Consider the following 12,339-nt stretch of genomic DNA (forward strand, 5'->3'; position numbering starts at 1 on the left):
TTTTTTAGAGTAATGTTGGAGAGAAAGAGTATGGTAAAAACCATCTCTTTTTTACATACAAGGTATTTTTATTTGCTAGACAACCCCACTTGTTGTAGCCAGATATTGATGTGACAATCACTGATGTAAATACCAAAATATCGAGCTAGACCTTTGTATACCTACATTTAGCGTCAAGCGCAACTTACTACATCAACATACTCGACACAAATATGGGTCGCTCATTTTGACAATTAGCGGTGTCCGTAATTGATGATTAAGAGGAATTTTTTTGGCTGATAATTTGGTATGTGCAGCGATGACTATGGAAATTATTCCATCTATCAATCACCAACTCTCCAAATTTTTTCTAGATTCCGGAAAATGTCCTGGCCGAAAATTAGCTTTCACCTTTTTGAACAAGACCTGAATCGAAAGAATTCTTAAAAGAATGTTTTCAGACATTCCTAACTTTTTAACAGCCTTGTCTTGACTTGAATCGTGTGACATAATTGTAGAAATTGCATTGAGTCGTAAATTATGGGAAGACGTAATCCGTGGCAGTTGTGTGATCAAAGCCTGACAGCAAAAAGACCACAACTACACATCTGATTAACCTTGTAGGGTTAATCAAAAATTTACACAATGTGCAATTAGCGCCCGGCATATTCCCCTAGTGTTTTGCGAGTCTAGGGGATAGCCTCCGGGATAGCCTCAGTCTCAACTGTGCAACCTCGATCAAAAGCTGGTTTTGCATAGGCTACAGGAAGTATAAGACGATAAAAACTATAAAGCACATCCTAATTTTTGTTGAAGTGGTATTTTCCTAATTAAGCGAAACTCCACTTAAACAAATATTACTTAGGTTTGCTTGGACATTCCAGAGTTAACCTTTTCTAGCAGCGCCTAGTATCTTTAAGGGAACATCTAGCAAGTTATTTAACGTTTGTATTATACCTCCTATAGTGTAATAAATGCAAGTGAGTAAAACAGACTTGCGATCATCATCATATTTACATACGAACATGATATTTACATAATTAGCTTACACTGCTTAACTTTAAATTTGGATATTTTAGGACTTTCTTAATGTAAATTTTCTGGAAAGTCACCTAATAGATGATTTTTAACAAAAAAAATATATTTCAAAACCATTTATACATTAAATCTTTAAATAGCTAGGCGGCATAGCATGGTGGGAGTCATAACGGCGCCGATTGTTTGCTTAAAGGTGATATTAAGTTGTTTGAATTAGCTGTGAGGTAAAACACATTAATATTGTGATCAAGCACACACACTAGTCAATTCCCCCAATCTTAGCATTTTCCCCATGCAAGGATATAGCAGTAATACATATTACAGCTTGATATAAGTTGAGAAATAACCGTCATGTTTAAATGAGCCTATAGTTCAAAAAATGACAATAAGTCGCAAATTCGTCTTTTAAAACTCTTAGATTGCGATGTGAGCAAGTAAAGTAATAAGTGGATAAATTTAATAATGGTTCTAGAGTCAGTGCCCTGACCAAAGTGTGGCAGCATAGATTTGGCTAAACGTAGAAAATCATCTATGGCGGTTCTCAATCAGATGAGGTATATCTTCAAAGTTTAAAAAATTTATATATGAAGTATAGCTATACTTCACCAGCAGAGAAACTACTATAAAAGCAAGCAGTGTTACCTTGGTTGCAATCAGCCATGCGGTTGCTGTGTATTTATCCACTAGAAAATCTACTTGATGAGAAAATTATCTCTCTGTTATGTCGGGATCTTTATATTACTGTCAACAGAGAATATTTAAAACCTTGTTTCTGCGTGCTTGGTTCCAAACAAGGATTTTTTAGCTTTGCCAATCAAGCAGGGCTTTGAAAAAGACTCAAGGTCAGCATCTTATTGTTCTCTCCTCAAAGACATAAGCTGATGCGCTTTTACAGCAATTTTCAGGTATTTAGACTAGGACTGAGACGGGGAGTAGGGAGTAGGGAGTGGGGAGTAGTGTAGTTCAATTACTTGAAAAGCGCTGTAAGTTGCATAGTTCAAATCGCTAGAAAGACGCGGGAACGCGGAGATTTAATTTGAATGACGATTAGCTTAAAAGAGGGTAGGGAATTTGGCGATTCGTTAAGGGACTTGCAACAAAATAGATTATCCGGGTTGGGCCGAAAAGCCCGCCTTTGACTACGGGCGGGCTTTTCGGCCCACCCCACAAGATATTTTTTTTATTTGTCAGTTCCTAAACTGTGGGGCGATCGCTGAATTCTCTGGTTGGCTTGCTCTATGAAAGCTGTTTGTGTGATAATTATGGAAATTATTAATTACTAAACCTCGGTCGATTTTAAGTAGTATATTTAAGCTTCACTAGAACCAATACAGTTCACTTAAGTAAGGAAAATTATCCGTTGAGGAACTGGGTAAATCGGGCAATGAGGATTGGCGATTGAAAAAGAGGCAAGGGAGCAGGGAGTTCTTAGCAAGGGGGAAAATTCAAATGGGGATTCGACCCCACTTGAACGAGAACCACTGGTGGAGAAGTGGGGGATGTAAGAACATGTTCCTTATATGCTTCACGACAGGAGTCAGGGGTCATTTCCCCCTGCCCCCTGCCCCCATTAGTGTCAACTTAAGATAAAAGCCCTTTAAAACCTCGTTTCCAGCCTCTGGGCTGGAAATGCACCTCATTGCGGCTCTGCCGCAATTCAAGAGGCGGAGCCTCCTATAGGCATTCCCAGTCAGAGACTGGGAACGAGGCAATCTTTAAAAGCTGTGTCTAGACTGGTTTTTACGTTAAGTTGACACGCATGCCCTGCCCCCTGCCTCTTCATTGAGGGAAGACTGCCGTCGTCCGAAAAATTAATGTTCCTGCAAACTTGAGATGCTTCCATATTGAAAAACATCTCTGATTCAGTAGTACAGTGAATAGTGAAGGAGTATTTATGTCACAGTTGGAGCAAGCAGTGCCAGACACCTTTGTAGCCAAAGGCTTAGAAACTCTCCCCAATATTTTCGACCGAGTTGAGGCTTTGGCCAAAGACTTTGCCACCCGTGCAGGGGCACACGACAGAGATGGTTCCTTTCCCTTCGAGAATTTTACATCTTTGCATGAGGCAGGATTGCTCAACCTCACCATTCCAGGTGAATTCGGTGGCCAGGATTTGGGGTTGCTAACTATCTGCCGGGTGATTGAAGGGATAGCGCGTGGCGATGCTTCGACCGCATTAGTACTGACAATGCACTATCTTCAACATGCTCATGCAGCCCGTAGCCGTCGCTGGCATCCAGAAGTATATAAGCAGCTGTGTCGTGAATCAATCGAAGGCATTGCGCTGCTCAATGCTGCCCGTGTTGAACCAGAGTTAGGAACACCAGCTAGAGGCGGATTGCCTGCGACAATTGCCGAACGAACGACAGAGGGCTGGCGTTTAACAGGTCACAAGCAGTACACCACGGGCAGTCCCATCCTCAGCTACTTTATTGTTTGGGCACGGACAACTGAAGATGAACCACAAGTTGGAAATTTTCTGGTTCCGCGCGATCTGCCAGGTTTGCGAATTGTCGAAACCTGGGATCACTTGGGGATGAGAGCTACGGGCAGCCATGACCTCATTTTAGAAAATGTATTAATTCCCTCAAAGTATGCTCTAAATATCAACCCCATATCAGTTGCACCATCTTTTGATCCGCTGATTTCCAGTTGGGGCAGTTTGACAGTAAGTGCCTTATATCTCGGTGTTGCTACTAGTGCGCGAGACTGGCTTGCTAAATATATTTGGGAGCGATCGCCTTCTAATCTCAAAGAGCCACTGGCAACTCTGCCACGCTTCCAAACAGCCGTGGGTGAGATAGAAGCACTGCTGTTTGCTAATAATAGATTGATTTATAGTTTGGCTCAGGATATTGACAAGGGCGAATATGAGTCTAATGTAGGATTACAGGCACAGGCTGTTAAATACCTCACCACAACGAACTCAATTCGTGCTGTGGAGATTGCCTTAGAACTAACTGGTAATCCTGGTCTATTAAAAAGAAATCCTTTAGAGCGACACTACCGTGATGTTCTATGTAGCCGTATCCATACACCGCAAAATGATGTTATTTGCCAGTCATTAGGGAAATCGGTGCTGAAAATCAAGTGATTGGGCATGGGGCATGGGGGAAGACTTGTTGCAAGTTCTCTTCGAGTCACCTTGTCTCTCTCATCCCAATCTCCAATTCCCAATGCCCAATGCCCAATGCCCGATGCCCAATATTTAGTATCCTGCTTGCTTGTCTACGATATTCCGCAAAGGCTGACCAGTTTGGTAGCGTTGAAGATTGTCGATAAACAGTTGTGTTATACGCTCTCTCAGGCGTGGCGACAAGGCTGAACAATGGGGTGTGATAAAAGCGTTAGGTAGCGACCATAAGGGACTTTCTGGCGGCAGAGGTTCGGTTGCAACAGTGTCTAATCCAGCACCCGCAATCCATCCCTCACGTAATGCGGTAAGCAATGCGGCTTCATCTACGATCGCACCACGAGCAATATTAATTAGGTAAGCAGACTGACGCATAGAGCGCAAGGCGGCTTCATCAATCAAGCCTTTAGTTTCTGGAGTTAATGGTGTGGCAATAACTACATAGTCTGCTGTTGGGAGGAGCGCTCGCCACTCATCGACACCCACAACCTTGTCAAAATTTGCTAGGGGTTCGGGATGGCGGCGACTACCCCAAACTGTGACTCCAAAGGCTTTGGCACGAGATGCGATCGCTTGACCGATATTTCCAGTGCCGAGAATTAATAAAGTCGCGTCTGCCAACTCTTCGAGAAACACTCCTCTTACCCAAGTGTGTTCATCCTGCAAAGTTTGCAATTTCCGCAGATTCTTGGCGTGATAGAGCATAAATGCCAGTACAAATTCCGAAATTGGAATTGCATGAACTCCTGCGCCATTAGTGAGGATAATATCTTTTTGCAAAAAAGTTGGCGTGAGGATATGATTTACGCCAGCACTCGGTGACTGTTGCCAACGCAGTGCGGGTGCTGCTGTCAGCACTTTGTCAAGGGTAGAGGTTTTCAGGTAAAATCCGTTGACATAAACTTCTGCATCACTGGCATCACCATCGAGATTACCTTCACTATCCACCTCCACAATATCTATATTAGATGGTAGGTGTGGCTCAATATCTGCAATTAGATGATCGGGTAAAATTAGTTTCACCATTTGCTACTCCCTGATTCCATTTTAGATTTTTAAAGGGATTGGGGACTGGGATCGGGTATTACTGATTAGGAAAATTAGGAAAACTAATACCCAATCATTCGGACGTGTTTTCAAACCCCAAATTAGACCTAATTGTAGGTTGGGTTGAGGCACGAAACCCAACAGTTACGTTACTTTGCGGGGTTGCGCTTTCCTACGGGACGCTACGCGAACGCTTAACCCAAGCTACATTGCTACGTTTCGAGTTTGAAAACACGCCCAGTCCTCAGTCCCTAATATCCTGCGTTTTTATTAATGCCGATTCATCGATTACACCACCGCGAGCAATATTAATTAGGTAGGGATGATTTGGGAGCGTCGCCATACAGATTCATCAATAAATTCTTTCGTTTCGGGAGTTAGGGGTGTTGCAATAACTACATAATCTACCTCTGGCAGGAGCGATCGCCATTCATCAGCACCCACTACTTTATCAAAATTTGGTAGCTCTTGGGGATGACGGCGACTGCCAATAATTCTTAAGCCGAAGGGTTTAGCACGGCCGGCAATTTCTTGACCAATGCCACCAGCGCCAATAATTAGCAAGGTTGCATCTGTTAACTCTTCGATGGCAAAGCCTCTTTTCCAGTGACGTTTTGCCTGTAAAGCATATAATTCTGGCAGGTGTTTGACATCAGCCAGTATATAAGCGATCGCAAATTCTGCGATCGGAATTCCATGCACTCCAGCCCCATTTGTGAGAATAATATCTCTTTGCAAATAAGTTGGTGTCAGAGTGTGATTCACCCCTGCATTTGGTGCAAACGAAAGCTAAATCTTAACTACTCAACTGCAACAATTGATTAATTTGCTGAGTACTTTCATTGCTCATTACTCGCTGAAGAACTGCTTCTCTGATATTGATAAACACTTCGCTACTTCGATCTCGCGGGCGTGAAAGTCTCACAGGTAGATCGAGATAAATCTGTCCTTCATCAATCACTATCACTCGGTCTGCCAACGCCACAGCCTCTTCCACATCATGAGTAACCAAAAAGGCAGTAAATCTCCGCTCTTGCCATAAGTTTTCAATCAAATGCTGCATCTCTAGGCGAGTTAGGGCATCCAATGCTCCCAAAGGTTCATCTAACAACAACAAACGGGGCTGACTGACTAACGCTCTTGCTAATGATATTCGTTGCTTTTGTCCACCAGATAACACATAAGGCCACTCATCAGCCCGATCTTTGAGTCCGACTTTATTGAGTGCCCACAAAGCTTTTTCACGCCAATTACCTTCTAAGCCCAACCCCACATTCTGAACAACGCGCTTCCACGGCAGCAAGCGAGGGTCTTGAAACATCACTGTTACGGAGCGGCTGAGTCTACGCAGTGGTTCTCCATCCAATAGTATTCCGCCTGAAGTTGCTCGATCTAATCCTGACACAAGACGCAATAAAGTACTCTTACCACAACCACTTCGGCCGACAATAGCGACAAACTCACCTGCTTCAACTTCTAAATTCAGCGAGTTTAAAACAGTTTTATTGCCAAAATTTTTCGTCAAATCCAAAATACTTAGTTGTGTACCCTGTATATTTGAAATCACTTGCAAAACCTCCTTTTCAATAACAACTAGAATTTAATTATTTGATGAGACGTTGAAGAAAGTAAATCACACTCAAAATTAATAGAAGTCAAAAGTTAAAATCAGGAATTTTCAACCTTTGACTCTGGTGAGTTTAGCATTTATGATTTTTGGTAATTGGGGTTCCAAGCCAAGAATTTTGTTTCTAATCCTTTAGCGACAGCATCTGCTAATTTACCCAGCAGTGCATAGATTAGAATACTCAAAACCACAACATCGGTTTGCATAAACTCACGGGCATTCATTGCCATATAACCAAGACCGGAATCTGCCGCGATCGTTTCGGCTACAATTAGTGTCAGCCACATAATCCCCAAGGAAAAACGGACACCAACGAGAATCGAAGACAAAGCTCCTGGAAAAATGATTTGCCACAGAAGTTGTGGTGTTTTTAATCCATAGACTTTTCCCATTTCAATCAGTCCAGGGTCAACACTGCGAATCCCATGAAATGTATTGAGATATAACGGAAAAAATACCCCCATCGACACTAGAAATAATCTGGCTTGATCGCCAATACCAAACCAAAGAATCACTAGCGGAATTAATGCCAAATTAGGGATAGTACGGAGCATTTGCAAGGAACTATCCAATAACTTTTCTGCTATAGGGGAAAAGCCATTGAGCAATCCCAAACCGAAGCCAATACTGCCACCAATTATAAAACCAGATATCGCCCGTCCAGCACTAATTGCTATATTTTGGAACAGTTCTCCGGTGGAGGTTAGTTTAATGGCTGTAGCGATTACGCCACTAGGGGCAGGTAAAATTCTGGTTGAGAGTAAACCAGTTCTAGAAGAAATTTCCCAAAGTACTAGCACTAGAACAGGCACAATCCAAGGAACTATTTTCTCAATTTGCGGGTTGTCTAACACCTCGCTCAGGGATATATTATTGTTGCTTTTGGTGCGTTTAACGGTAATAGTCATGGAATTCTGGATTTTAGATTGTTCCAAAAGATGAATCTAGAAGCATCGTCACCATAATTCGTAATTTGCTCTTGAACTACGTCAGCGTAATGGGCGAAGCCGATTACGAATTACGAATTATTAGGTCATGAGGCACTCGTTAGTTGTTTCGCAAATTTTTCATTGGCGACGATTTCGCTAACAGAACTCAAAACTGGTGGCGTTAAAGGTGCAGGTTCACTCTGCAAAGGTAGACGGGGAAATAATAATTCAGCGGTGCGATACGCTTCTTCTAAATGGGGATATCCAGAGAAAACGAATGTTTCTATGCCCAAATTGCGATATTCCAGCATCCTAGCGGCAACGGTGTCAGGATCTCCAACTAGGGCCGTACCAGCACCACCCCGCACCAATCCAATTCCTGTCCACAGGTTGGGGCTAATCTCTAAGGCTTCTCGGCTACCATTATGTAGTTGACTCATGCGCCGCTGTCCTTCAGAATCAGAATGAGCTAAGTCTTTCTGAGCTTTAGCGATCGCATCCTCATCCACATACTTAATTAGCTCATTGGCTGCATCCCAAGCAGCAGACTCGGTTTCTCGCACAATTACGTGCAAGCGAATCCCAAAACGGACTGTTCTGCCTTGTTCAGCCGCTAATTTTCGGACTTCGGCAATCTTTTGGGCCACTTGCTGTGGAGGTTCGCCCCAAGTCAGGTAAACATCTATATGTTTAGCAGCAACCCGCTTGGCAGCAGCAGATGAACCACCAAACCACAAAGGTGGATAGGGTTTTTGAACTGGTGGGAATAACAGCTTACCGCCTTTGATATCCAGGTATTTTCCCTGAAAATCGACTGTTTCTCCGCTGACGATACCCCGCCAAACTGTCAGAAATTCGTCGGTTAAATCATAGCGATCGTCATGACTAAGATGCAAGCCATCCCCAGCCAGTTGCAGAGGATCTCCACCTGTCACTACATTAATCAACAATCTTCCTTGAGAAATCCGGTCAAATGTTGCTGCCATCCGTGCAGCAGCACCTGGGGAAGTAATTCCTGGACGAATTGCCACCAGAAATTTCATCCGTTTGGTGACAGATATGAAAGCAGAGGCAGTTATCCAAGCATCTTCACAAGAACTCCCTGTGGGTAACAATGCGCCCGTGTAGCCTAAACTATCCACAGCTTGAGCAATTTGCTGCAAATAATCAGGTGTGACAACACGAGAGCCAATATCTGTGCCTAAATAGCGTCCGTCATGAGATCCAGTCGGAATAAACCAAAGAATTTGCATTTGTGTCAGGCAGGGTATAAGGACAAAATCCTACGGTAGCTCGACCGAATTGCCGTAGTTTATAGTCAGCATTTTACAGTAAATTATTTAAAACGCCAGTATAGGTTAACGATTCATAAAGAATAACTACCCATAAAATTGACGTTCTCACGGACGATCCTGATAATCATGACACTTTTGTTGCAACAATGGTTGTCGTGAAGAATACAAGTTTTGTGTTAATTACTCACATTTTTGCGACTCCAAAGTGTTCACTTTCGGTTTCATCGACAGAAGCCTTACTACCTTGGGGTTTCTTAGTCTGTGCTGGAATAAAGGTTATGATCGCTGATGCTTAAACTCTTTACAGTATTTTTCAAGGTGTGTAAGTGGGGAGTAGGGAGTGGTTTAGTTGAATTACTTGAAAAGCGCGGTAACACATATTTTCTCTAGTATATGGAGTTCGTAGTCAGCAATTTAGTGCTTAGATGAGGGCTAGAGCCACCCACTCCGAATTTATCAAAATTAATCTAGCGGAGTAATAGTGGTCTGTCCCATTAGTTTTGAGGGTCTGTGAGATCCCCGACAACTTTTACGAAGTCGGGGATCTCACCACCATCACCGATCAGAATTAATGATATGAACCAATAGTTGCCAGAACCAAAGTTTTCAAGAATTAATTAAAGGGGAAATTTGAGAAAGATGGGTTGGTTTACAAAAAAAGTAGGAGTATTATAGTGTGGAACTTGAAAGCTGGTATCATACTACTCACACTAAGTTGCGTAATTGCAACTGGTATAGCAGTATATCTTCTGGGCGGCATTGAACCAGCGCAAATCCAAGCATTGCTGAAATCTTCTGGTATCTGGGCACCTGTTATTTATATTGCTTTATACGTTGTGGCAACTATGTTAGTTTTGCCCTCAACAGTGCTTAATTTGACTGGAGGTGCAATTTTTGGCCCTTGGCTGGGTACTGTCTGGACTAGTACAGCAGCTGTGATTGCGGCAATAATTGCCTTTGTTTTTACTCGGACTATTGGACGCCAAACAGTTGCAAAACGATTAGCAGGACGCTGGCAAGCTATGGATGCTGAGGTGCGACGTGGAGGGCTTTTTTATATGTTTGCCATCCGATTAGTACCGATCATGCCCTATGGTTTGGTCAACTTTGTCGCGGGACTGACTTCGATCGGTTTTAAAGATTATGTTCTCGGTACAACACTTGGTACTGTTCCTAGTGTCTTACCTTTTGTACTACTAGGTAGTTCTGGTCTGAAGGCAGTGAATACAGGCGATTTTTTGCCGCTAGTACTTGCATTAGGCTTAACTGGAACGCTGGTAGCAGGGTCTACTTGGTACCGCCATCGTCGGACTTTTCCCAAAAAAGCTGTAGAAAGGCTTAAAGAATCAGACTCTTCAGATTACATCAATCCGAAGAATAAATAAATTATGCGAATGAGACTTGAGTCTTGCTAGGTATATTGTGAAGCAAACCTTTATGATTACAAGCAGTCTATTAGCTTGGCTGTTCAAAAATTAAACAATATTTCTAGATGTTACCAAAGTACTCATTTATTGTTCCAATTTATAACGAAGAAGAAATTATTCCAGAACTATACCGCAGACTGAGTGCAGTAATGAATCGGATGGATGGGCTGGTCGAATTAATTTTAATCAATGATGGTAGCCGCGATCGCTCCCTACAATTACTACGAGACCTTCATCAAAAAGACCCACGCATTTGCTATCTGAGCTTTGCTCGTAACTTTGGTCATCAAATTGCAGTTACTGCTGGTCTTAATTTTGTTCGGGGTCAAGTTATCGTCATCCTTGATGCTGACTTACAAGATCCACCAGAATTAATCCCCGACATGGTTGAAAAATGGCGACAGGGCTATCAGGTCGTCTACGCTCAACGCACTCAACGCCTTAAAGAAGGATGGTTTAAGCGTTTTACTGCCTATTTCTTTTATCGCATCCTTAAGAAGCTTGCAGATGTAGAGATTCCTACTGATACTGGTGATTTTTGTTTAATGGATCGGCAAATCGTAGATATTCTCAATTCTATGCCAGAACGCACCCGCTATATTCGTGGTCTGCGTTCTTGGGTTGGCTTTCAGCAAACAGCAATTCGGTTCGAGCGCAACCCCCGCTTTGCTGGGGAAGTTAAATACACTTTTAGCAAATCCTTAGCCCTTGCCATTAATGGTCTAGTCTCCTTTTCAATAGTGCCACTGCGGTTATCAACCTACTTAGGGTTAGTAGCAGCGGCGGCGGCCATCTTCATGGCTTTATTAGTCTTGTATTGGCGTCTTTTTGTCCCCCATTCGCCTTTAACCGGGTTTACGATTATATTGATGGCAATTTTCTTTCTCGGATCTGTGCAGTTAGTCAGTGTTGGCATCTTAGGCGAATATATAGGGCGCATCTACGAAGAAGTTAAAGCTAGGCCCCTCTATACTTTGGCAGAGGTAGGTGGTTTTTATCACAAATCCTCCAACTCAACGAGCAATTCTGATAAACTAGATAATTTAGAAGATCCTACTATTCAAAATCTAGACAAGTATTGACCGAAGAAAGGCAGAAGGTAGTTCTTGCTGGAGACAGTAGAGGTAAGTAGTCGGATAAAAATATTTACAGTCATTGCGAACGAAGCGAAGCAATCCCAGCCCTTGCGATTGCTTCGCTTCGCTGGCAATGACATTGTGTAATTAATTCTGTCTGACTACTTAACAATGTGGCTGTGTCGCCCAAATTATCTACAGCTTGGGCAATTTGCTGCTTTTCATTCGTTTTTACCGACTGACTATTTGCGGCGATCGCAGTTGCTAGAATTGACTTAGCCAAGAATTTTGACATATTTTCGCCTCATCGAAAAGTACTAGGTCTTGCATTGTACCAAGCTCTATGCAAAGATAATTCTACTAAAGTACGGTAAATCGATAGAAATATCGTACTAGTTAACAATTGATGCTGTCAAAATATAGCTGATTACAAATTAGTGTTTTCAGCTAATGTTAATTAGCAAATAATAACTTGAATCCAAATCAAGCTTTAATCAATGTCAGTAGCCATTGATTAACTTTGTGCAGCATCACCAAAAAAACGGCATTATGATGTCTCAGAAGTATCATTTCAGATAGCGTGTGGTTGAGTTTTCCTTAAAAGGAGATAAGTCTTTACTAAGACAGTGATGGTCTTAGATAAAACGTTTCTAGGATTCTTTCAAGCGTCAGAATTCCTCGTTTACTGCGATTTTTTTTGATTGTACATTCAACTACTTAGTACTGGCTTCGATATTTCTCAAAAAATGTAGTTCTTTCCCCAGGAAAAACTTTGCTAAATATGTGTT

General features: G+C 42.3%; 8 protein-coding genes and 1 pseudogene. 3 read left to right on the forward strand and 6 right to left on the reverse strand.

Going from position 1 to position 12,339, the window contains the following annotated elements; translation table 11 throughout:
* Positions 1-2,911 precede the first annotated feature (2,911 nt).
* Positions 2,912-4,111 carry an acyl-CoA dehydrogenase family protein gene (locus V7K62_RS12540; protein WP_334864296.1) on the forward strand — a complete coding sequence of 400 codons (1,200 nt, stop codon included), beginning with the start codon at positions 2,912-2,914 and terminating at the stop codon, positions 4,109-4,111.
* A gap of 114 nt (positions 4,112-4,225) precedes the next feature.
* Here V7K62_RS12540 and V7K62_RS12545 read toward each other — a convergent pair whose 3' ends face one another.
* The 5 genes and pseudogenes from V7K62_RS12545 to ssuD all read right to left on the reverse strand — a co-directional run bounded on the left by V7K62_RS12545 (position 4,226) and on the right by ssuD (position 9,006).
* Positions 4,226-5,176 carry a D-2-hydroxyacid dehydrogenase gene (locus V7K62_RS12545; RefSeq protein ID WP_334864298.1) on the reverse strand — a complete coding sequence of 317 codons (951 nt, stop codon included), beginning with the start codon at positions 5,174-5,176 and terminating at the stop codon, positions 4,226-4,228.
* A 286-nt stretch (positions 5,177-5,462) separates the two neighbouring features.
* Positions 5,463-5,977 (reverse strand): annotated as a pseudogene (locus tag V7K62_RS12550) (NAD(P)-dependent oxidoreductase); the annotation flags it as partial.
* 16 nt (positions 5,978-5,993) lie between these two features.
* Positions 5,994-6,764, reverse strand: a complete 771-nt coding sequence (locus V7K62_RS12555) for an ATP-binding cassette domain-containing protein (RefSeq protein ID WP_334864300.1) — start codon at positions 6,762-6,764, stop codon at positions 5,994-5,996.
* Between the two features lie 140 nt (positions 6,765-6,904).
* Positions 6,905-7,732, reverse strand: a complete 828-nt coding sequence (locus V7K62_RS12560; RefSeq protein ID WP_334864302.1) for an ABC transporter permease subunit — start codon at positions 7,730-7,732, stop codon at positions 6,905-6,907.
* A 125-nt stretch (positions 7,733-7,857) separates the two neighbouring features.
* Complete coding sequence (gene ssuD, locus V7K62_RS12565; RefSeq protein WP_334864304.1) at positions 7,858-9,006, reverse strand: FMNH2-dependent alkanesulfonate monooxygenase; 1,149 nt, start codon at positions 9,004-9,006, stop codon at positions 7,858-7,860.
* A 716-nt stretch (positions 9,007-9,722) separates the two neighbouring features.
* Here ssuD and V7K62_RS12570 point away from each other — a divergent pair.
* Both V7K62_RS12570 and V7K62_RS12575 read left to right on the forward strand, forming a co-directional pair.
* On the forward strand, positions 9,723-10,433 hold the full coding sequence (locus V7K62_RS12570; protein ID WP_334864306.1) for a TVP38/TMEM64 family protein: 711 nt from the start codon (positions 9,723-9,725) through the stop codon (positions 10,431-10,433).
* A 107-nt stretch (positions 10,434-10,540) separates the two neighbouring features.
* Positions 10,541-11,557, forward strand: coding sequence for a glycosyltransferase family 2 protein (locus V7K62_RS12575; RefSeq protein ID WP_334864308.1), 1,017 nt, complete (start codon positions 10,541-10,543; stop codon positions 11,555-11,557).
* 70 nt (positions 11,558-11,627) lie between these two features.
* On the opposite strand, the gene V7K62_RS12580 is transcribed toward V7K62_RS12575, so the two are convergent.
* Entirely contained in the window at positions 11,628-11,846 is a 219-nt protein-coding gene (locus V7K62_RS12580) for a hypothetical protein (RefSeq protein WP_334864311.1), read from the reverse strand.
* Between the last annotated feature and the right edge of the window lie 493 nt (positions 11,847-12,339).

The sequence above is a fragment of the Nostoc sp. genome (assembly GCF_036917935.1).
Taxonomy (GTDB): domain Bacteria; phylum Cyanobacteriota; class Cyanobacteriia; order Cyanobacteriales; family Nostocaceae; genus Nostoc.

What these genes read in the sequence shown, in the direction of transcription:
- V7K62_RS12540 (WP_334864296.1), top strand. Translation starts at nt 2,912, where the DNA reads ATGTCACAGTTGGAGCAAGCAGTGCCAGACACCTTTGTAGCCAAAGGC.
- V7K62_RS12560 (WP_334864302.1), bottom strand. Translation starts at nt 7,732, where the DNA reads ATGACTATTACCGTTAAACGCACCAAAAGCAACAATAATATATCCCTG.
- ssuD (WP_334864304.1), bottom strand. Translation starts at nt 9,006, where the DNA reads ATGCAAATTCTTTGGTTTATTCCGACTGGATCTCATGACGGACGCTAT.
- V7K62_RS12545 (WP_334864298.1), bottom strand. Translation starts at nt 5,176, where the DNA reads ATGGTGAAACTAATTTTACCCGATCATCTAATTGCAGATATTGAGCCA.
- V7K62_RS12575 (WP_334864308.1), top strand. Translation starts at nt 10,541, where the DNA reads ATGTTACCAAAGTACTCATTTATTGTTCCAATTTATAACGAAGAAGAA.
- V7K62_RS12580 (WP_334864311.1), bottom strand. Translation starts at nt 11,846, where the DNA reads ATGTCAAAATTCTTGGCTAAGTCAATTCTAGCAACTGCGATCGCCGCA.